The organism is uncultured Bacteroides sp. (assembly GCF_905207245.1).
In the GTDB taxonomy this organism is placed as follows: Bacteria; Bacteroidota; Bacteroidia; order Bacteroidales; family Bacteroidaceae; genus Bacteroides.
This window is the reverse complement of sequence record NZ_CAJLKP010000042.1, coordinates 1-22,959: the sequence shown is the minus strand read 5'-3', so window position 1 is coordinate 22,959 and position 22,959 is coordinate 1. Positions and strand designations below refer to the sequence as shown.

The 22,959-nt window shown below is 40.4% G+C and carries 18 protein-coding genes, 1 tRNA gene and 1 pseudogene; 16 read left to right on the top strand and 4 right to left on the bottom strand.

Translation table 11 applies throughout. From position 1 onward, the window contains the following. Positions 1 to 84 precede the first annotated feature (84 nt). From QZ135_RS13605 to QZ135_RS13545, 13 genes are all read left to right on the top strand, one after another. Positions 85 to 627, top strand: a complete 543-nt coding sequence (locus QZ135_RS13605; protein WP_294610158.1) for a hypothetical protein — start codon at positions 85 to 87, stop codon at positions 625 to 627. 17 nt (positions 628 to 644) lie between these two features. Beyond that, complete coding sequence (locus tag QZ135_RS13600; protein WP_294610156.1) at positions 645 to 1,772, top strand: major capsid protein; 1,128 nt, start codon at positions 645 to 647, stop codon at positions 1,770 to 1,772. Positions 1,773 to 1,783: 11 nt separating this feature from the next. Further along, positions 1,784 to 2,380: a hypothetical protein gene (locus QZ135_RS13595; protein WP_294610154.1), complete on the top strand. Its 597-nt coding sequence runs from the start codon at positions 1,784 to 1,786 to the stop codon at positions 2,378 to 2,380. 1 nt (position 2,381) lies between these two features. After that, positions 2,382 to 2,735 (top strand): hypothetical protein, encoded by a 354-nt coding sequence (locus tag QZ135_RS13590; RefSeq protein WP_294610150.1) that lies wholly within the window; start codon positions 2,382 to 2,384, stop codon positions 2,733 to 2,735. Positions 2,736 to 2,840: 105 nt separating this feature from the next. After that, the gene (locus QZ135_RS13585) at positions 2,841 to 3,116 is read left to right on the top strand and encodes a hypothetical protein (protein WP_294610147.1); all 276 of its coding nucleotides are present in this window, start codon (positions 2,841 to 2,843) and stop codon (positions 3,114 to 3,116) included. Then, entirely contained in the window at positions 3,103 to 3,606 is a 504-nt protein-coding gene (locus QZ135_RS13580; RefSeq protein ID WP_294610144.1) for a hypothetical protein, read from the top strand. The genes QZ135_RS13585 and QZ135_RS13580 overlap by 14 nt, the downstream gene beginning before the upstream one ends. A gap of 40 nt (positions 3,607 to 3,646) precedes the next feature. Continuing rightward, positions 3,647 to 4,024: a hypothetical protein gene (locus tag QZ135_RS13575; RefSeq protein ID WP_294610141.1), complete on the top strand. Its 378-nt coding sequence runs from the start codon at positions 3,647 to 3,649 to the stop codon at positions 4,022 to 4,024. Between the two features lie 92 nt (positions 4,025 to 4,116). After that, entirely contained in the window at positions 4,117 to 4,731 is a 615-nt protein-coding gene (locus QZ135_RS13570; RefSeq protein ID WP_294610138.1) for a hypothetical protein, read from the top strand. A 116-nt stretch (positions 4,732 to 4,847) separates the two neighbouring features. Next, positions 4,848 to 5,360, top strand: coding sequence for a hypothetical protein (locus QZ135_RS13565; RefSeq protein WP_294610135.1), 513 nt, complete (start codon positions 4,848 to 4,850; stop codon positions 5,358 to 5,360). A gap of 2 nt (positions 5,361 to 5,362) precedes the next feature. After that, positions 5,363 to 5,902 (top strand): hypothetical protein, encoded by a 540-nt coding sequence (locus QZ135_RS13560; protein WP_294610132.1) that lies wholly within the window; start codon positions 5,363 to 5,365, stop codon positions 5,900 to 5,902. A gap of 80 nt (positions 5,903 to 5,982) precedes the next feature. Then, entirely contained in the window at positions 5,983 to 6,162 is a 180-nt protein-coding gene (locus QZ135_RS13555) for a hypothetical protein (protein WP_294610128.1), read from the top strand. Beyond that, a complete protein-coding gene (locus QZ135_RS13550; protein ID WP_294610126.1) occupies positions 6,159 to 6,563 on the top strand; it encodes a hypothetical protein in 405 nt (134 codons plus the stop codon). Before QZ135_RS13555 ends, QZ135_RS13550 begins: the two co-directional genes overlap by 4 nt. Before the next feature lie 285 nt (positions 6,564 to 6,848). Beyond that, positions 6,849 to 7,928 (top strand): hypothetical protein, encoded by a 1,080-nt coding sequence (locus QZ135_RS13545; RefSeq protein ID WP_294610123.1) that lies wholly within the window; start codon positions 6,849 to 6,851, stop codon positions 7,926 to 7,928. 34 nt (positions 7,929 to 7,962) lie between these two features. Here QZ135_RS13545 and QZ135_RS13540 read toward each other — a convergent pair whose 3' ends face one another. The 3 genes from QZ135_RS13540 to QZ135_RS13530 all read right to left on the bottom strand — a co-directional run bounded on the left by QZ135_RS13540 (position 7,963) and on the right by QZ135_RS13530 (position 9,732). Then, positions 7,963 to 8,241, bottom strand: a complete 279-nt coding sequence (locus QZ135_RS13540) for a hypothetical protein (RefSeq protein ID WP_294610120.1) — start codon at positions 8,239 to 8,241, stop codon at positions 7,963 to 7,965. A 598-nt stretch (positions 8,242 to 8,839) separates the two neighbouring features. After that, a complete protein-coding gene (locus QZ135_RS13535) occupies positions 8,840 to 9,376 on the bottom strand; it encodes a hypothetical protein (RefSeq protein ID WP_294610116.1) in 537 nt (178 codons plus the stop codon). 14 nt (positions 9,377 to 9,390) lie between these two features. Then, positions 9,391 to 9,732, bottom strand: coding sequence for a hypothetical protein (locus QZ135_RS13530; RefSeq protein ID WP_178284804.1), 342 nt, complete (start codon positions 9,730 to 9,732; stop codon positions 9,391 to 9,393). Positions 9,733 to 9,883: 151 nt separating this feature from the next. On the opposite strand from QZ135_RS13530, the gene QZ135_RS13525 reads away from it, so the two are divergent. Further along, positions 9,884 to 16,063: a tape measure protein gene (locus tag QZ135_RS13525; RefSeq protein WP_294610106.1), complete on the top strand. Its 6,180-nt coding sequence runs from the start codon at positions 9,884 to 9,886 to the stop codon at positions 16,061 to 16,063. 74 nt (positions 16,064 to 16,137) lie between these two features. Here QZ135_RS13525 and QZ135_RS13520 read toward each other — a convergent pair. Further along, a tRNA-Cys gene (locus tag QZ135_RS13520) sits at positions 16,138 to 16,209 on the bottom strand. Between the two features lie 93 nt (positions 16,210 to 16,302). Here QZ135_RS13520 and QZ135_RS13515 point away from each other — a divergent pair. Both QZ135_RS13515 and QZ135_RS13510 read left to right on the top strand, forming a co-directional pair. Beyond that, the gene (locus QZ135_RS13515) at positions 16,303 to 16,800 is read left to right on the top strand and encodes a hypothetical protein (protein ID WP_294610104.1); all 498 of its coding nucleotides are present in this window, start codon (positions 16,303 to 16,305) and stop codon (positions 16,798 to 16,800) included. 6 nt (positions 16,801 to 16,806) lie between these two features. Continuing rightward, positions 16,807 to 22,959: pseudogene (locus tag QZ135_RS13510) on the top strand (hypothetical protein); the annotation flags it as partial.

Sequence of the window (22,959 nt, the reverse complement as noted above, 5' to 3'; positions counted from 1 at the left end):
AAGATTGGTGGCGCAAGACATATCTTTTCTAATGATACGTCTTTGCACGTACTGTTGGTAGGATGTAACGTTCCAGTAGAACGTATGCCTACAGTTGGGAACAAACTTCCGGCTGGTACCATGATTAAATGTGATTCCTCAAAGCAGAATGGCGGTGACATTCACTATTCATTCAGAATGTACGAGAAATCGGATTCTGGTGCTACGGTAAAAGTTGAAAAAATCATGGGTAATACAGTTGCCAAGGTTGGCATGGTTGTCGGTAAAGCACCTACTACTGCCGCAGGTGCTACAACTGGCTTTACCATTAACGCTATTGATTCGTCTCATGACGAATATGACATCCTTACATTGTCCGGGGATGCAGGTAAATTGGAATTGACCGATATTTTGGTTGAAGTTACACAGGTTGGTGCTAGCGCAAAATTCAAGGTTATTCCTAATGCTATCCTGCCTTATGATGTTGACACCATTCCCGGTGCCACTCTATATCCCTTCAACGGTGCATGGATGGTGACAAGTGAGATTTTGGAAAAACGCATTCCGCCAGTAGCTTCGGCAATCAAAAAGGCGATGAAGGATGATGAATCATATCCTTGCGTTTTCCGTTACACATTGTATAACTAATTAAATTTTTTCGTTTTATGCAAAGATCGACATTTAGTTTCTATGATTGGCATTTTTCCGGGGAGATGCAGGAACTTATGGATTATGCCAATCAGAAATTTGATAACGAAAACTGGAGAAGCTACGGAGATTGGGATGTTCCTCAGATGAGCAAATCATGGAACGTGATGGTTGACGAATACACACAGGCTACCCGTCCTGTGATGCTTGCTCCTTTGGCTGAAAAGCCTATCATGGATACTACGGGATTTGAATGGTATTCGGGCCGTATTCCGAAGATGGGTCACGCCATTCAGTTTATGGAAACCGATATTCAGGAGTTCTATGAACTTGACATTCCGCAAGGTGCATTGCTTGACAAGATCCGTGAGAAGTGGTTCACAAAGATGGAAGCGTGTATTCAAGGTTTCCATACCGAGTTGAACTGTATGACTTATCAGGCTCTTTCTACAGGTATGCTTAACTATACAGCTAGTGGTACCAACTCAATCCCTGTTCAGATTGACTATCGTGTTCCTGCAAAACACAAGTTGAAAGCGTTGAAACAGAAATGGTTTAGCGATACAGACTGGACACCGAACGAGAACGCTGATCCCATTAAAGACCTTCAAAGAATGTGCAAGATTGCCGATAATGACGGTGTACCATACGATCATTTTGAAATGTCAAAGGATTTGTATGATAATTTCTTGATGCACCCGAAAGTGACAGCAGCAGTACAGGCACGTCTTGTTCCTGCCGCAGCATCTACTACAATTTATCCTATGAACAATCAGGAAATTGTTGATGTGCTGATGAAGGTGTTCTCTATTCCTGTGATTATCCCTATTGAGGAAAAATCAAAATGGAACAAACTTGGCGTGATTGAGGAAGCCAAACCGTCTTTTGAAAAGAACACCGTTGTTCTTGTTCAGAGCGGTCAGTTCTTCCGTATCAAGAACTCACCGTCAATGTATTTGCAGGATACCAACCCGGCTGTACGTATTTCTTCTTTGGAAGGCGGACGTATCGCGTTCTTGCATCAGTATTCTTCTGAACCGTATGCTGAGAAGAGTTCAGGTGAATTGTGGGCGTGTCCTGTGATGAAGAATCCGAACAACCTTATCATTATGAAGGTTGACGAACAGTCAACTACGGGATTGTAAAAAGTTGAACCATGAAGGTCATTATTGATATAAATGGCGAAGGCACAGCAAAGGGCGCAGGGGAGTATTTCATTGGAGATACTCTCACGCTCCAAGCTATTCCCGAAGAAAGTGTAGAGTTCGGATACTGGCTTATTGCCGACAATGAAACATTGAAGCCGGAGGATAGACTGAAAGTTTCGGATAATCCGTTCACTATTCAAGTTACCCCTCAGATAACAGCAAAGGGTAACATGAAGGTGGAAGCATATTTCTATATGTCTATGCGTGAATATCTGAAAGCACAGATTGACTATGAGTTGAAAAACACATCATATATCAGTGTTGCCCAGAAATGGGGATTTCGTTTGTCTGATGATAGCCGTGAAACGTCTGAGATGAAGAAGGATTTGGCTTATGCTGATTTGTTGCTCATTGTTTGTACTGCCCCTTCAACGATACAGGGAAAGACAAAGAAAGCCGGAAACTGGTCAATTACCGACACAAGCAAGACTATTTCTATCAATGACAAGAAAAGATTGGAGCAACGCGCAAAGGATTTATACGCCAAATGGGGTTTGAATTTGGATGTTGGAACTGATGTTGAAATAACTAGATTAAGATGGTAGTATGGGAAAGAGTATTTTAGGTGAGGATATGTTTCCTGATATGGTGAGAATTTATCAGAACAAGAACAGTTCGGATAAATATCAGACCACCCCGTATTGGGAGATGATATACGAAGGAAAGGCAAACATACAGGAAAAGGATACTGGTTCGGAAACGAATGATGTTGACAAATCCGAATATGCCGCCTACCTAGAAGATAACGATGTAACCATACCTTCTGGGTGTCTGTTGGATTGGCAGAATTTCAACCATCCGTTTTCGGACAACAGCAATAGTTGGCGTGAGATAAAGAAACCTCCATTTAACAATATGGAATTTGGTACGGTGATATACTTTAACCAAATAGAAAACTAGAATACTATGACAATCAATTGGACGGAAATAATACTTGCTTTGTTGGGTACAAATGGCATAACCCTTCTAACTTCAATGTTAATGTTTAAGCAGAAGAAGGAAAAGATGGAAACTGAAATTGATTCTTCTACCTTGGACAATCTTGAAAAGGGATTTGCTATTCAGGGTGCTCAGTTGAAGAAGGCGCAAGAGGAAATTTTGAGTTATCAGCAATCTCTCCACGATGCTTATCAGAAGATACAGGAACTTTATAATGAGATGAATGATATTAAAACGGAACTGAAATGCGCTAAGGTTGATCGAGATTTGCTAAAAAAGCAGATTGAGAAACTGAGTAAACCAGTAACAAGAAAGACAAGTACAAAAAATGCAGGCAAATAACAACGATAAAGTATTGAAAGAGTTTGGTAGTAATGTCCAGCTTGCCTTGGATGCTTCTATCATGCAGTTCATGGAGGATATTGCCACGAATGTCATGGATGATATAAAAGACTTGGAGGGCTTTACCAACCAAACTTTCAATCTTGAAGATAGTTATGGATGTGGCATTTACAAAGATGGGGTCCTAAAGAAGATTGTGTGGGCAAATGCAACGAAAGTTGCAAATGAGCCTAGGAAACGTAACAATGTCGAGTATTGGGGGCGTGAACTTGCCGAAGATTTCTTCAATAGTTATAAATCCGATGGTTCTGAAAAATATGAACTGGTTGTCGCTGCTGTCATGTATTATGCTAAGTATGTGGAAAACTATCATTTGTTGAATGTTCTTTCAGATTCTTGGATTAAGACAAAGACAGATTTAAAAGGGGGTAAATATACTGTGGTTTTTAAGAAAATTGCAGCTAATATGTTAAACAAATATTTTAAGTGAAGTTATGGGCTACTTTAATCCTTCAACAATAAATACCACCTTGTACAATATTGTATTGGACAAGAAGATTGCTGACGATGTATATAAGGTGCAGCGTCCTGCAAGTGTTGATGATAAGGTAACTAGTTTTATTGTCGTAAACAACAATACAAGAATTGTCAGCAATACCGAGAGCGGCCCTTACGGTCACTTCGGGAAAGGCGAAACGATGGCTACGGTTACTCTGTTTGTAAGGGCATTGCCCGGGAACGTATATCCGTCTGTCATGGATGCGTTGAGTGAGAAAATGGTAGAACTGTTCCCGCAAAAGACTGTGCAGCTTCATTTCGAGATATTTAATGTTTTACCACCAATGTTTGACGGGGTTGGGTTCTATTATATGTCCGTCCTGTTGAATGTTGATATTTCAAAGGATTAGCTGCATGAGAAACGTGAGAAAAAAACAGTGGAGGCGCATCGGCAGATACGTTTTCAACAATTAACAATAACTTTTTAAATACAGAAAATAGAATGGCACGAGTAAATTTAGACACTAGCCCTGCTTACTTGAACGGGCAGTCGGCTGCTTTGACATTTGATGCGATTGAAATCACCGATAGTACTCAATATTCAAGTTTTAGGAATCCGAAGATTCTTCCCAATATTGAGTCTGGTACTACGGAATCTTCTGGTACTGACGCTGATACTTCTGAAACAAAGAACGAACAGGGTGCTACCGTATTCCAAAATATCACACCAGGAACTATGGCATTTACCTTTACAGGTATGTCTACATCAAAAGCTGCTTTCGCTTTCTTTACGCAAGGAAATGAAGCAAAGGCTGAGTTGGAATTGAGTGACTTAACTGATACCATTGATGCTTTTGGAAAAGGTGCTACTCAGAAACTGAAAGCGTTTGGTGTAAGCTCATTCAAGCAGTTTGTACGTCCTATCGGTATTATCAACGGTACTGGTGACCGTATGATCTTCTTCCCGAAGGCATCATGGGCTGTCAGCTTCACAGGTGCTCCAAGTAACGCTGGATACCTTGGATTCTCCGTTACTGTGACAGCATTGGAAGTTAACACTCAGTATTTGAAAACCATGATGGTTCTCGAACTTGACAATTCGTCGTCTGCTGGTTGATGTAGACAATTGATGGATTATTAGCCGGGCATTTTGTCCGGCTTTTATTGTTTTTTAACTGATTGTGTTTGATTTTTATTAACCTTTGTTGTATTTTTGCTTTAAAAATTAACACCATGACAGATAAAGAATTGTCTGATAAATTAAAGCAAAAGGCTATAAGTCTTGGAGCTTGCGAAAAAGGGTTAAACGAATGGGGTAACCTAGATAAATATGAATTATGCGAGATGTATATTAGATACATTGATTTCTGCCTGCTTAACAGATACCCGTCAAATGAAATAATCAAGAAGGAGTTTGCAGGATTTAGGGAGAAGTTTAATGTATTCGTTGATGATACAAACCTGTTCATAAGCAATCCTAAATGGTCTATTTTTAATGGTTCGTGTGATTGTGTTGTCACATTCAACGATTTCGGTATAGGAGAAATGTATGTCAAGGATAACAGCCGTGTAAGCCTTGTTGCGCTTGACAACAGCATAGTACACGTTTCTTTGATTGACGATGCCAAACTTGATATTGTATCGTCTAAATATACAAGGGTATTCGTTTATACAAATACTCCAAAGAACATATCAAAGGTAGATGTGAAAGGAAAATTAATGATTAAACCGTTCAAGTTAGTTTAAAAATGGGAATATTCAACTGGAAACAACCTGACTTAGATGATCAGATAAAGATGCAGAAGTTTGCCACTCATAAATACAAAGAGGTTATGGTTGGCAATAAGAAATTCAAGGTGCGTGGTCTTAGACTGGGTGCATACGATTATATTGTAGACAAGCTGTTGATACGTGACATTATCAATCCCGATACAGCGAAAAAGGAAATGATTGCAATTATGAAAAATGACGCATCTATTCCGTACAAAGTTGCAGCGGCAGGAGTGTTGAACAACTATTGGTTTTTTGAGATAATTCCTTTTGCAAGACGTATATACGCTTGGTGGTTAAGCAGGCACTATGACCATAAGGAACTCACTCCGTTGATAGAAGCCATCGTGGAGGGGGCTAATGTAAGTGATTTTTTTACAAATACAATCCGTTTAGCGTTCTTGATAGATACGACAGCGACATTAAGCAAGAAGGATGCCATGAAATTATCTCTCGATGCAAAATCGGCTCACGAGGATCTATCCAAAAAGATTTCCCCCAATTCAGAGGGGATTTAAGGCTATTCGGAGGATTGATGATAATCAAGGACTGGGCTTTGCTATGGAAATATTCATGGAGTTATATACAGGCAGTAATAATGGACCAGCCTAAACTTGATTATCATTTTGAAGAGAAAGTTAAGTTGTACAAGGCTTCTCTTACAGAAGATTTATATAAGGAAGCTAACAAGGATGCAAGTGGCTTTATATATAGATTCAAGGAATCTAAACCTAAAGAAGAGCATCCCGATATATTACTAAAAGATGTTTTGCGATGATAACAAAATACGATCCTAAAATATATCCCCTTAAACTGTATGTTGCAGTAGGGGATGACCAATGGGGGAAAATATATAGAAAATTCACCAAACTTAATCATGACCCGATAGATACATCCAAAGATGAAATTAAGAGATTTAATGGCATGACTATTTTTGTAAGAGAAAAAAGTACAAACCATTTAGGTGTACTTATTTGGTTATCCAACGATGGTATAGGGGTGAGAACTGTTTCTCATGAATCTGTTCATTATGTTTGTAATGTATTTGGGTATTGTGATATTTCTATGGGATATGAAAATGGGCAGGATGAGCACTTTGCATACCTTTTAGGTTGGTGTGTTGAGTGTGTAATGGATAGTGTTGCGAAATATTTAAAAAACAATAAACATGAAGATTAATTTGTTTGTAAACGGAAATTTGGTGTGCGACCGAAGCAAAGCGAGGGAGCACAGAGGGGTTTTAGCCCGACAGAGGGGTTTTAGCCCGACAGAGGGGTTTTAGCCCGACAGAGGGGTTTTAGCCCGACAGAGGGGTTTTATGAGATAATAGCCTTAGATGGTAGTGATATACCAGAAGAGTTTGATTTGTCACAAGCTGTCATTATTGATGGTGATGTACGTGTGACGGGTAGTTTGATTTCATGCGGCAATGTCGTCTGCAATAAATTTGTGGAGGTGTAGTCTATGGGTCACTCTAACGGTAAAATTACCTCTCCTGTAGGATTGGATAGTGATGTATATCCTACCCTAGGTATCGGTCCTACTAGCAATGGCTATGATTTAGGATATGCGTGCGCAAATACGCATGGGAAAATAAATAAATGGAGTAAATATAAACCTGTGAGGCAACCATACTTAGATGATCGTTCTGATTATTGGAAAGCTAATGATGGTTTATGTGGTCTAAGTGTAGTGGGATACATGTCTCCAGGAACGCTTGAAAGCGGATTTCTAAAAGACCTTTTTAATGGCGTAGACTGGGGATATAATGCTCCTACTGGTGGAGATTCAGCACCTTATCGGATATTGGATTTCAACGGATATAATCATAATGCTATAGTTCCTTTTGGAGATGACGTTCCATCAGATGTATATTTGGACACATCTAATAATCTAGAAATACAACTTGAACAGACAACAAATGCTGATGATAACATTTTGCTATCCTATTTAAGCTATCAAGGAACTCCATTTTCTGAAATGTATGCAGGGGTAGGACTTTTACAAAATACTAGATACATTTTAGTAACATCTGAAAGTATGTTTACTGATTCAGTATCTATAAGGTTATTAAATATAGGTAGTTATGTAGGTAAATGGAAAGTAGCTTTTTTCTTGTCATCTAATAAAATAGGAGTAGGTGATGAATTAAAACAAGGAATATACATACCTATTCCAGTAACACCAAAAACAATGACTATTCATGCAGCTGGATCTCTATACGTAATAGAAGCATTTGGTACATGGAACTCTTCTAATAACCAAATTACATACAACTTCATTATAACAAATAATAGTGGGTCATCTGTTACTATACGTGGTATAGTTCTTGTGTTAATGAGGACAAGAACAGTTCCAGAAGCTGGAGAAAATGCTGGTTCATTACTTACAGGACTTATTGCACAGGTTCCGGCAAAAGGAACATATAGATCATCTATGTATTCCTTTAATGTTAGTAGAGATTTTTCTTATGATTATTATATTGCAGCAAGAGCCACAGGGGTAAATACCACCTATAATATGGTTGAAGATTACGCTCCATAAATTTTATCAATCCCCAATAAAATAAGCCCGAAAGTTACACGAACTTTCGGGCTATTTTGTAACCTGAAAACAATATGAAACCGATACCTATGTATCCAAGATTGATTAGTATTTTTTGCCATTTAGACAATTCCTTTTCTACCTTTACTTCTACAATTTTCTCCACGGTTATTATCGAATCTTTCGTCACTACCGTTTCTTTCTCCAAGGATGGGATGCTGTCTTGTAAAAAGTCTTTCTTGTTTTTCAAACTATGAAAAAGCCTGCCATCCGACATTATTTTAGCGTCTGATACGGCTAATGATGTTTCCAAGTGTGAACTATCTTCAAATGTTGTATGTTGTATGTGTTCTGTTGGAAGAGTTATTATTTTTGATTGCCATACTACTCTTTCCGTTACTGTCGTGTTGTGGTCTACTATGGTTGTATTTGTCGAAGATGGAAGTAGCTTGCGTGAACAAGAACACGACAGTAACAAAAAAAATAGCAATATAGAAAACGGCTTATTCATGTGCGTTTTATTGTTAAAAACATTAAATCATATTATAAATCTGAAATTCATTTATTCGTCACATCAATCAACCCATATGAAATATATTTCAATTTCTTATAAGAAACATCTTTCTTGTTGCTTCCATTGTCTTTTAAATTAATGTTTATTCAACATAAGTCGGGATTACTCCCGTTAAATACCCATCGCCAATGTTGGATGAGGTTTTCATAAGCAGCACCGTTTCACCGAATACGCTACTCCTTTTAACCACTTAACTTAGAGCTACAGACTTGGGTAAACATCCGTAGGTAACTATATATCATTCTCATCCAACGTAGCACTCAAAGTGCTTAGGCTAATAACCTGACTCCAAATGAAGCATATATAAAATATACAGTAAACTTTAATATATTATATATTATTCGAGGTTATCGACAAGATTTGTTGCGATAAGCGAGATAAATTCCTCCTTCGGTATTTCCAATGCTTCGGGAGAGTTCCATTTCACCTTAATTGCACCGTCAGTACCAATGAGTTCAATGATTTTAGTGAATCCTTCAAAGGCGAAGTATCTAGGCTTCATATCACATTCCTCTTTCATTTTCTCTTGATATGCTTCGGAGTATGCCTTATTCAACTCTTCTGTTTCCTTGTTGAAATCTTCTTCTGTCTTTCTGATTTCATCCGCTTCTTTCTTTTCCTCTTTTGTCGCATCTTCCTTTCCGTCAATCTCTTTCATGTGATTGATTTTCTGTGCGCGCTCGTCATATCCTTCCTTCTTTATTTCTTTAAGAACCTGTTGCATATCATCATCGAATGCTTTTGCAGCCTTGTCGTAAGCAACACGCATAAGCATGATTTTTGCTTTCAGTTCTGATGGAAGTTCCTTCCCTTCTAGTGATAAGGGGATATTCAAGAGAGTTAATCTCTTTAAAAACATTTCTTGGTTCGTCATTTTTCTTGCCTTTTTTAGATTGAAACTGATGAGATTCCTTTCGTGTTAATGTATTTTTTCACATCGGTTACGAAAGAGTTGATGATGGTAATGATAGCAATTTGTGCTTCCAAATCGGGATGATCGTTGTAGTTGATTGCGATACCACCGTTCTGATTGAAATAGAATGTGGCGAGTTGGTTCTCTGATTCCAATGACTTCACCTCTCCGCCATCAAATGAATCAATGTTTTTTCCGTTTGATACGTTTACATTCGCATTCACCTTGTATTGTTTTTCCACATTAGCTTCATTGCTGAATGTTACGCTGGCTGAATTTACGCCAACGAGTGTTACTTTGTTTTCTTCTATAGCCATAGTTAAAAAATTATTTTATTGCAAAGATAACATAATCGTTTTTATCTACCATTTTAAATATGTTAAAAAATACTAATGGATTTTTGTTTGTTGTAAATCATGCTCTTGTGCTTATTTTTGCTATTTTTGCAATAATTAAAAAACAATAACTATGGCTGATGTTGATTTAGGAGCATTAAAGTTTAAGATCGGTCTAGATGATTCCGGTCTTGACAAACAGATAAAGGATATACAGAAGAAGTTGCAGGACACATTTAACCAGGAGATGTCCTTCAAGCCTATGTTGACCGATATAGGCAAAATGAATGACGAACTTAGCGAGGTTGTAGATAAGATAAACAAAGCGAATGAAAACGCGTCCAAGGTAGGGAAAGGGAAGTCGAACAAGAAAATGGATATACTTGTTCAGATGGAAGAGTTGTCAAACAAGATTGTCGAAGCGACAAGGGAGTATGACAAGCTGGAAAAGACTTACCGTAACCTAGGCAATGCAGGCGGAGATAAGGGGATGGCTACAAGAAAAGCCAATCTTGAAAGTCAGAAGAAAGCGATAGATGATCTTGTGGCTGAATTGAACAGATTGAAAACCGCATATTCCCTTACTGCTAACAGTGCGCCTAAATTGTCCATTTCCGATGAAAGAGAACTTAATCTTCTACGCCAGCAATACGAGATGGAGATTGCACGGACAAAAGAGATGGATAGACAAGCATCAAAGCAGGAACAGGCGAGTAAGAAGATGCAGCAGACCAATCAGAAGTATCTACAATACTTTTCTAGTCAGTCTGGACTTGCCCTTGGTATGCCGGAGGGAAGTGCTGAGGACTTGAACAAGAAGATTGCCGCTATACAGAAACGCCTTGAACTATTGAATAAATTTAAGGTTGAAGTTCCTTTAAACAGCAATCAGATAACAAAGGCTGACGCTCTTATTCAGAAATTGCAAGGCAGGCTGGAAAAGTTGCAATCATCTTTAAGAAAAACGTCAACGCATGACTTGCTTAATATCAATCCTACGTCTATCAATCAGGCTAACAATCTTATTTCTGAATTGACGAACAGGCGTAATGCGCTTAATACGACTGATGCAAACTATAACCGTACCCTTACTCTTCTCAACAGGAAGATACAGGAACACAACAAGTTTGTAAATGAAGCCACATCCTATGGAACAAAGATGCAGCAGACCAATCAGAAAAATGCTGCAAGTTCAAAAGAGTTTTCCGAGGAACTGACAAAGCAGAGCAGAATGATGCGTGAGTTTGTCAATACGATAAAGACTTATGCAGGATTCTACTTTTTCAGAGATATGTTTCAGGAACTTGTTGCTATCCGTGGAGAGTTCGAGTTGCAACAGGTATCATTACGTGCCATCATACAAGATGCAAGACGGGCTGACCAGATATTCAGTCAGATTAAGGGGCTTGCTGTAATATCTCCTTTCCAGTTCAGTGATTTGGTTGGATATACCAAACAGCTTGCTGCATTCCAGATACCTGTCAACGAATTGTACGGTACAATGAAAAGTCTTGCGGACGTTTCCGCAGGTCTTGGCGTTGATATGGGTCGTATCATTCTTGCCTATGGACAGATAAGAAGCGCAGGTGTATTGAGAGGGCAGGAATTACGTCAATTGACAGAGGCCGGTATTCCTGCATTGGACGCATTAAGAAAAAAACTGGAAGAAGTAAGAGGCGTGGCTCAAACTACTGATGATGTGTTCAACGCCATATCAACACGTCAGATTCCTTTTGAGTATATTCGGGAGATGTTTACCACAATGACGGAAGATGGTGGTATGTTCTACAAAATGCAGGAAATACAAGCTGCATCTTTGAAAGGTATGGTAAGTAACCTTGCCGATTCATACAAGATTATGATGAATGACATAGGCGAGGCGAATGATTCCGTTCTGAAAGGAATTGTTGGAAGCATAACCGATGCGATGAACAACTGGAGATATTTCTCCAAAGCAATAGAGGGTGTTGCTGTAGGATATGCCGCATTGAAAGGATTGCAGTTGGCTAGAACAGCCATGCTAGGAAAAGAAGTTGTCGCAACAACTAATGCTATTAAGGCTGAGAAATTACGGGAAGCCCAGTTGCTTAAACAGGCTGCAATGTACAGAACGCTCACTACTGCCGAGAGGTGGAAGATAGCGACAGCGTCAAAACTGTCTGCCGTAGAGATAGTTGCTGCCGTTAATTCGGGAAAGATGTCAGCAGAGATGGCAAAACGTATTCTTGCCACGAATATGCTGACACAGGCTGAACGGCATCTTCTTGTCACCGAACTTAAACTGACAGGTGCGGAAGCTGCAAGAATGTTGTCTATGACAAAAACGACAATGTTGATGAACAGATTCAAACTGGCAACATTCGGTTTGACAAATTCATTGAAAACATTGTGGCTTACGATAAAGGCTAATCCGCTCATGACGATACTTACTGTTGCAGGACTTGTAGCGGAAGCGTTTCATATTATGTCTGCACGTTCGGAAGAGTTCAATCAGAAGATAAAGGATAGTGCAAAGTCTTTCCGTGAATCATACAGTGATTTGCAAAAAGACCTTGACAAGATAAACTTCGATAAACTCACCCCGGAAAACCTTGAACAGCTTGACACGAAACAGTTGCAGACGTATGAAGAAACACTGACTGGAATATTGTCTAAATATGGCAATATGGGGCAATATATAGTACAAAACAGTAAGAAAATAGATGATCAGAGATCTCGTGTGGAATATCTGCAAAAGTCAGCATCGGAACTAGAGCAGGTTTATAAACGTGCTGCTGAAAATGCGGATATAATGTTCAAGGCGGATAAGGCAACATCTACGGGCGTATTTGGCGATTCATTCTCTGATATGCTTAAAGATTACGAGAAATCGTCTGTAAAACTCACTTCGGCAAGTAAGGATATAGAAGAGTTTCGTGGGCAGATAGTACAGGCATCCAAGGAGATTATAAATATGGGTAAGGGTACTAAGGAATGGAGAAACGAACTTACCGAACTGATAAACAAAGGGGCTTCGGCGGCTACTATTGTAGAGAAGATACGTTCTTTGGCTGAAACGTCAGGAGATGCACGGACATTTGAAATATTCAAGAACAAAACCCATTTTGACAGTGAGGAATTGTTGAAGGAGTATGAGAAATTGAGGATGGGCATTACGGATGAAGTAAAAAAACTTGAATCATCATTTAATTTATTTGCAAAATATACTGAGAAAAAACTTAAAGATGTATTTGGTAATATAGATGTAAAAAACCTTACTGATGAGCAACAGAAACAATTAAAGATACATCTTGATGAATTTGCAGTAGCTAATGAATTAGGGGAAAATGCTAGAAAGAAATTAAACGAACTGGCAAAAGAAAGATGGCGTATTCAATTTGAACTTGATGATAGGGAAGCCCAAGCAGGATTGACAGGATGGAAGAAATCTCTTGACGAGATTACAGGAAAAGCGTGGACTATAACAATCAAAACGTCAGATATAAAGACTGTAGAAGATTTCTTTAATGCCGTAAAAAAGGAATATAAGGATTCAAAAAGTACAATAGAAAACTATCAGAGAACTATTGACAAATTTTCCAAAGAGGGTAAACTGAAAAAAGTAGGGGATAAATACGAACTGACAGGATTGGTAGACCCTGAAGAACTTGAAACATTAAGGCAAATAATAAGCGAGTTTAACGCTGCCAACGAAGCGATGTCAAAGGCTACGGGAACAGCAAAACAATTCAACCTTGAACTGGAAAAGCAGAAAAAGGAAGCACAAAAAAGAGATCCTCTTGCTGACCTTTGGAAAAACAGGTTGTCATTGCTTGAATCCGCCTATTCCAAGTTCAAGGATTTGAGCATTAACATAGGTAAGGAAGAAGCCAAAAAGCAGATTGAATCCATCTACGGTTCACAGGCGTTAAAACTTGGCGTAGACCTTGTATATGACAAACAGGCTATTGTTGACAATTACAACAAGGCTGCAAAGGAATTGGAAACACGTGTTCCACAGGATGCTGTTAAAAATGCAAGGAAAGCAGCCGAATTGTCCTCTGAAATTTATGTTGATGCAGCCAAGAAGGTGATGAAGAGGATTACGGATGAGTTTGACAGATACAAGAACAAGTATGACTTTTACAGTGACATACTTGGGATAACGGGTGATTCCGAACTTGCCTTAGACCTTGCCGTTCAGTTTAGCGGTGACACATCTACTATGGCTGAAAGTTTTGCAGCAGGCATATATAACAATCTGCAATCCGCATTGGCAGGAATGAATCTTGACCTTGGCGTTTCTGTTGTGCCCGATACATCTTCATTCACCTCAATGAACCAGTATATAAATCAGATACAGGAAGCAATTAAGGGGAATAAGAATATCGGAGAAGATCAGAAAGAGGTTATCCAAGGAATGATTGATGCATGGAAAGGCTACTTTGGTGAGATGGCAAAGCAGTATGCTAATGACCTTGAAAAATATGGTGACTACTACACCCAAGTTGATATTATTAGAGAGAAGTACCGTCAAAGGATTGAAACGGCAAAGGGTATGGGCAACACATCCTTATCTTCCGCATTGCAGAAAAGCGAAGAGATGGACTTGTTCAAGCTGACCACAGACTATCAGAACTTCTTCGGTGCTGTTGAAGCGATGTCTATGGAAGCTGCAAATACCGTTGCCGACAAAGTAAGGGAAATGCTCAACAGTGCGTTCAGGTCTGGTGCTATCAGTGCAAAGGAATACATGAAAGAACTTGAACGTGTGGACAAGCAGATAGAGAAGATGATGAAGAATAACCAGTCTGACTTGCAGACGTACATGAAAGAAGGTATTGAAGGTCTGTATAACAAGCGTTATGATGCAGGAAAGTCAAAGATGATGGCAGGCATGAATGATATGCAACAGGCTATGGCTGACATCGAAAATGCTTCCAAGGCATACGAGGACGCGATGAAGAATGGTGATGAAGAAGCTGCCAACGCTGCGTTGAGTGCCAAGTCGGAAGCCGAATCAAGATATAAGAGCGGACAGGAAGCTGTCAATACTGGTAAAGAAATGATGGCTGCCGCACAGAACGCTTTGCAGACGGTGAATCTTATTGACTTTATCATAACCAACATATACAATGCCATAAAAGCCATGCAGCAGATAATCGCATCCGTGTCCAACCTTATGGATTCTATGGGTAAGGATACTGACAGTGGTTTCATGCGCGAGATGAACCAGTTCTCGGAAGCTATGGGCGTTATGAATGAAGGAGTGAAGAAATCATGGGATTCATTCAAAAGCGGTGATTTTGCAGGTGCGATAGGCTCGGTTATATCCATGCCGCTTGATGTTATCGCTACGTTTAACAGGCAGCATGATAAAAGGCTTCAAAAACATATAGAGAATCTTGAATTTGAATCAAAGAAACTTACCAATATCTATAATATGCTTGAAAAGGAATTTGAGCACATTATAGACCCGGCAAAACTTGATGAGGTTACATCCCAACAGGTATCAAATCTGAAAGAACAGTTGCAAATTCAAAAGGATATTCTAGCAGCCGAAGAAGATAAGAAAAAGTCAGATAGAGAAAAAGTAGAAGATTACAAACAGACAATAAAAGAATTGGAGTATGAGATAAGATATTATACGGAAACGCTTGCCAGCAAATTGTACAGCATTGACTTGAAAGACTGGGCTAGCCAGATAGGTGACGCTCTTGTCGAAGCATGGCTGAAAGGTGAGGATGCTGCAAAGGCTTATAAGGACACTGTGGCAGACGTTATGAGAGATGTTGTTAAGAGTTGGGTACAGCAACAGTACATAGAAAAGGCAATGCAACAGGTACAGACCACACTGTTCGGAGCAGACGGCAAAGGTGGTATGTTTGCGGATAACAAGATAGATAAGGATGAACTTATAATACTAGGAAATGTAATGGGCTCATTGGAATTAGCCTTTGCGGAAGCCGGAGGTGTAGTCAATGAGATAAACAACGCCCTTGGTGGTATGCTTACCGAAACGGAAGAGAACGCGGAAGGTCTGTCCAATGCCATTGCAGGAGTTGACGAGAATACATTTAACCAGGCATTGGGCTATCTTAACGGGATGAGATACGAAATGGTTGTACAAAGCGATCTTCTCCGTCAGTTGGTATCGTTAAACGGTGGTTCGGCAGGAACGGGAGGAACGAACATGACAGCCATACAGCAGTCACAGTTGGAGGTTCTCACCCAGCAGCTTGCCGCAACTATGGCGATAAAGACAGCACTCCTAAGTGTCGTTTCCATTGCCCCAAGGTCAGGCGGAAATGCGATAAAGGTTATAATTGACTAAAAACAAACGCCCTGCTAGCTTCACAGTTGGCAGGGCGTTCCAGTTTGATTATGAACAAAAAATCCAATCACTTGAGGTGCTTAGCGGAATCGAACCGCTGTTGTCGGTTTTGCAGACCGTTGACTAAACCACTCATCCAAAGCACCTATTGTGATGCAAATATAGAAAAATAATTTTTAAATTTACATAAACTTTAAAACTATTTTTGCTATTTTTGCACTAATAAACAATGTACACGAATGGCTATATCTAAATATTTTATAAAGAAAGGAAGCGATACGGCAAAGGATTTGTATGCCACATACAGGCTGTATATACTTGAAAGCAAGGGATTATGGGATTTGCCGACAAGAAAGGAAGCCTATGCCGAAAAATGGTATGACAAGAACGGTCAGAAGGTGTACGAACCTGTCACGCCTGTTTACCAGCCAACGGAAGGAAGCATAACATTTGCCGCTTTGGGAGATGTGGAAACGGTAAAGACGAATATCCGTTCGTTCTATTCATATATAACCAATGTGATACCTGCCACTCCCGGTACGCCTTACGGTTCATCCTCTTTCTCTATATGGAATGATATATGGGGGGAATCGGCAAAGCAGGTGATAAGATGCACGGGTTTTGAAACAGGCGCAAAGCTGAGTTATCAGGACGTTCAGGACTTGCAGAATCCTGACCGACTTGTGTCCGCCTATACATTTTCGTTAAATTTCAGTATTGACCAACCAACGCTTTAAAGACCAATGATTTTACAGATTAAAAGAGGAAATAGGGTTATTGCGGAGAGTGCTGATTTTTCATACAGCCCGTCTTTGCAGGAAGTGAGAAAATTGACTTGTGAAGTCGTTTCCGTTGTTCCGATAGAGTTCAAGGCATACAACTCAAAGAGTGAATCGGAATACGATACAGTCGTATATAACGGTAATACATTCATCCTGTACCAAGCCCCATCGGGAGATAATCTTAACGAAGCAGGAAAATACAAATACTCCCTTCTGTTTTACGGTAAGGAGGTGCTTTTGCAGAATGTGGCATTCCTTGACATAGTAAGCGGAACAGGCGGGGAGATAAACAAGATAAGATACACTCATGGCGGTCTGTTCCAGTTCTGGGGTGATGCAAAGCAGCTTGCCGCACGCATCGAAGCAAATATAGAATCTTACAATGCGTCATTGGGTGCAGGATATACAGGCATTGGCACATGGACGCTCAACGTGGATGCGGAAGGTGATCTCACAGAAGATATGATTGACATAACCGATGGGACTAACCTGTTTGAAGCATTGAAGAACTTCTATGACAAGTTTTATCTCAATTATTACTTCTCAACGACAGCGAACGGTGGGATAATAACCATTACGGACAAGACAAGACCGTCCGTAAACTGGACATTCAAGCAGGGTGACGGTGGGGGTGCTGTAAAAGTTTCCTCTTCCGTAGATACAAGCACACCTGTCATAACCCGAATCATACCACAAGGTGGAAGCAGGAACGTTCCGCCTGAATACAAGAAGGACGCTAAGCCTGCCGATGAATCACGCTATTGCCCGTACATCCTTCTTCCGAATGATTCTGACGGGAATATAAGATATTATATTGACAGCGAATACGGATTGAAGAACTATGGTGTGAGAGGGAAAACCATATCAAACACGTTCAGTGGGATATATCCTTCCATTAGAGGAAAAAAACTTGGTGATCTGTACCCGTCAGGACTTCCCGAATGGGATACATACAAGGCGGACGGAGAACCCGATCCTCAATCGGGAAAGGTGGCAGGTGAGGGTGCTAGCGCATCTACACGGATAGACAAGATTATCGGGTCTACTCCTATAAAGAGTAATGATAGTGACAGTTTCTTCATTTATATGACCTCTCCCGGATTCAACCTAGGGTACAAGGTATATGAGGACGGTGATTCATCCGACAAGATAAATGACAACGTGCAGCCTCAGTACAAGCCCCATGCTATGTTTGACAAGTACAGGGATTTTGAGAGTTTTGATATATATAGTACAAGGGCATATTATGACCAGCCTGTAAAGGCTACTGCATCATTCTCAGGGAAGATGCTTTTCAGTATATTACCTATAGGAAGTGATGCTGTAGGGAAAAAGGTGAAGATTAACCTACGTATGGTTTTAAACCGTGTATTGGGTCAGGCTTCTCCTTTGAAAGAGGTTGTTATCGGAGAGGAAGGTGCTACTAGTATGCTTGAAATACCTTACGACAAGACCGCTCTTGTAGGATATATAGAAAAAGGTAAGAATACGACAGTTACCATACGTATTGAGTTCACGTTTGATTCTGACGTTCCTGCCGGAAGCTGTAAGATAGGCTTTAGTGAGGAAATGACCTGCAACATACATTTCGGTAATCAGGACGGTTCACAGGATAGGTTCTATTACAAATACGCTTCTGTAACGGACGCGGTGTTCAGTATGCGTACAGGAACTTATACGGGAACGGAATTTAAGATAAACAAAAACGGTATTATTCCTCTTTACGGTGAGGTGAACGGTGATACGGGGGAAACGGAAGAGGATGTTGCCATGTTTAATAAGGGGGCACGATATAAAATATCATGCTACAGAACGGATAGCGACAATGCCAAACTTCCGCTTTATACGGATGGTAAATCTCCTTCAATTGCAGCAGGAACGGAGTTTGTCATTCTGAATATCGTCATGCCCAAATCTTATGTGACAATGGCTGAGAACACGCTTGAAAAGGCGGCTCTTGACTACCTGTCAAGATATGACCATGAGAACCGAACCGTTTCACTTGACATATCTAGCGGATTTGTCGCAGAGCATCCTAACCTTTTCATTGACTTCATAGAAGGAAATATGCTAAAGGTAAGGGATGATGGAATAGGCGTGTTCGATTTCTCTGATAACGGTCAGATAGTGGATATGCAGTTACAGATACAGTCTTTGGAGATTAAATATTCCAAGGAGAATATGTTTCCGTCATATTCATGCACCATTGCAAGAAGAAAGATACTGTCTTTCTATGAACGGCTGGCACAGGAGAATCAGACCGCTTCAACACAGAATACGACAAATGTAACATTAGGTGGAAGTGGTACGGGAAGCGGAACAAATATTTTCTCTGAACAGCTACTTAATGACCTTATTGCATCGTTTCAGAAGTTCAACGGATGGTTTGAATGGGATGAAGTAAACCAAGCGTTACGATGCAAGTCAGCGTTCTATACAAACCAATGGATATCAGCGTTGGGCGCACAGAGTGGTAGCGGAGAACCGGGAGGTGGTGAAGGTGGACTGATTAAGGCCGTGTACGGATTTGCCGATTTAGGTAAGACGTTTGACGATTCCAACCTTAGCAATACATTCAACGCATATACCATCAACGAGATATGGAAGCTAGCCAAGGAAGGCGGAATGAATACGGACAAATTGTGGCAGGAGTTGGAAAAGGATGATCCGACAAAGAAAATTCACATATCCCATCTTCCTGACAATAAATTTGTAACGCTTGATACGGAACAGACAGTTACTGCAAGCAAGATATTTACTGGTCAGTTGTCTACGGCAAATGTAGTTCCTAGCGTGAACAACGCATCCACACTTGGTCTTGAATCGAAGAGATGGGAGAATATTTATGCTGTAGATGCCAACATAAGCGGCACGGTGAAAACACAGTCGTTGCAGGTTGGCGATATAAAGATTATATATGATTCCGTAAACAAGGCAGTAACATTTGAGCATATAGATGGAAGTACGGAAATAGGCTTCTATACCAGAGGATGGATTTCCGCTTTAGGCGTATCGCCTGGAGGAAGCGGAGGAAGCGGTGGTGACGGACTTGTGAAAAACGTATATGGTTTTTCCAATCTCGGCACAACCTTCTCCGATTCAGACCTTGACAATACGTTTAATGCGTACACGATAAACGAGATTTGGAAAATGGCGAAGGAAGGTGGTGGTATAAAAAACATCACCCAGTCGGGAAGTGGAAATGCCGTAACAAACATGGCACTTAGTTCTGACGGGAAAACCATCACTGCCGTATTCGGGGAAACATTCGCTAGACAACAGGACTTGGGTACGCTGAATAATACCGTAACACAGTTAAGCAACAAGTTGAACAACTTCCTAGAAGGAAGCGATGCCGATAACATTATCAACAAATGGAAAGAACTTGAAGCGTTTCTTGACGGTCTTACGGAAAGCGACAACCTAGCCGAACTTCTTGCACTGAAAGCGGACAAGACCATAACGATAAGCGCAGGAACAGGTCTTACGGGAGGTGGAAACCTGTCCGCAAACCGCACATTGTCACTAGCCACCACAGGGGTGAAGGCTGGTACATATACGAAAGTTACAGTAGATACCTATGGGCGTGTTACAGTCGGTGATAATCCTACCACACTGGCAGGGTACGGGATTACTGATGCCGTTACCTTGACTACTGCTCAGACTATTTCGGGAAGAAAAACGTTTAGTCAGAATATAGTTTTCAATAATAACGGTGGTATAACATATACTGATTCAAATGTAGTATTAAGAAACTCAGACGGTCATACAATACTAGCTAGCTTTGGAAATGGCGAAATAAATCTAAGACCGAATGGGCATAATAATACGGAAGGTGCTGTTTGGATTAATAAGGTAGGAAATGTTCAAGCACCATCAGTGTCAACAAATGCCATTACGATAGGAGATGCCCAGCTTGTTTACGATTCGGCAAACAAGGCTCTGAGAGTGAAGCATAGAACAGACGGAAACACGGTAGGATTCTACTCGGACGGTTGGGTATCTGCTCTTGGTGTGAAAACAGGTGGTAGCGGTGGTGGTAGCGGTGTTGTAAATACCGTTTACAGCTTCGCAAACCTTACTGACGGCACAACCTTCTCCGATTCAGACCTTGACAATACGTTTAATGCGTACACGATAAAGAAACTGTACGATATGGCTGGGAAGGGCGGACTTGACGCTGATGCTATGTGGGCTGAATTGAAAAAGGCTGATTCAAGTAAAGTCATAGACGCAAGCCATATCCCTACTTCCGTATTGGACGGTAGATGGGTGAAAAAGGCTGGCGATACCATGACCGGAACACTTACTTCCGCATCTTCTTCCGGCTCAATCGTATTCAAGGGATTGGAAAATTGTGATATTACCAATATCTATAAGGATAACGGAGTTATCAAGAACGATGATGGTGGGTTAACTTCTATAAGAAACGGATTAAGGTTCAACTGGTATGACACTTACTGGTACATAGGAAACATTAGAGGCGGCAGTACGGAAAGTGCAGGATTTGGTGTAGTAGACCATAACAACAAGCTGGTTTTACGTGTCACTCCAAATGATGTGAGAGCACCTAGATTCATGTCAACTGTCGCCACAGGGGTATCACCTTTGATAGTTTCAAGCAATACGCTTGTTAATAATTTAAATGCAGATTTATTAGACGGTTATCATCAATCTAAATTTTTGCGGACAGATGGAGTTAACCAACATATAACACTTATAGGAGGGGATGGAAATACCGAAGGTTATAGGTTGGTGCTTGATGCTACCGTATCTGGTGGTTGGTCTATTAACAACATGACACTTCTAGTAAACAGCCGACATTCAGGTACAGGTATAGTAAGTATAGTATTTCAGACGACTAATCAAGAAAGCACTACTTTTGTAGGCTCTTTGAACTATTATGGAAGTCTTATTGGTTTTGGGAATAACATGTGGAGGTTATTTTATAATACATCTACCAAGAGATTAAGACTGTTTTGGCATTTCTATGATTATAATGATTGTCAGGTATCAATCCTAAACAGACGTGGTTCTATGTTAGACATAGCAAATTCAGGCTGGTACACTACAATACCTGACGGTATGGGAACAGAAATTCCATCATATTATAATAGGTCTGATACTACCGGCTCTCTTGCCACCTCCCGTACCCTTTGGGGTCAGCCTTTCAACGGTACAGCCAACGTAAGCGGAAACATGACGGGCGTTGGTAGCATTAACATGAGCGGTGTACTGACAATAAAGAATTCAACCTACAACAAACAGCTTATAATATGGTCAGCAGGTTCTACTGCAAAGAATCAAGGAGAAGGTATTTGGTTCAGAGGTAATGATGCAACCCAAGAAGTAGTATTACGCCATGAATGGTATGATACATTTGTTCCCGGCTACGGGATTGCTGTCAGCAAGCATGATTCCTTGGAAGCAGGGGATGCAAATATGTTTTTTTACAACACAGGACGGTTCATATCAAAAGCACCGCAAGGAACATCACCCTATCAATGCGTGTCTACTACTGTAAACGCCAATCTTAACGCAGATATGGTGGATGGATTGCACCTGTCTGATTTTGACGGACGCTACGTGAAGAAAGCAGGTGACACCATGACAGGGGATTTGACGATGAATAACACCAAAGGATTCAATATAGGCTGGTCAACTAGAGTGGTTAAAACTTCGAGTGTTTGGATTCACGGTGGCAGTGATGCAGCTTCCGTAGACGATGCGAACTTACGTTTTGGCTCATGGAATGGTATAGGCTGGTATCCTACAATCAGCGGACAAACCGTTGCACAAGGGAAAAACGCCATGTGGTTGAATGTAAGAACAGGGGTATTAGATGTACACAGCAACATTACTTCCCATAAAGGTTATCTTGCTGCAAACTGGGATTCGGCTAAACGGTTGGTATTGGGCGGTGGAGGTTCCTTTGCTTGGATTGATTCAAGAGATTCAAGCAATAATGTATTATGTAATATCGTACTGTACGATAATAAGGTTTATATAGGTAATTATGTTGAATCGAGCAGGTTCGTATCTACCGTAGGCACAGGCAAGCAGCCTTACCAATGCAATTCCACTACATTGAATACCAACTTGAACGCGGATTTG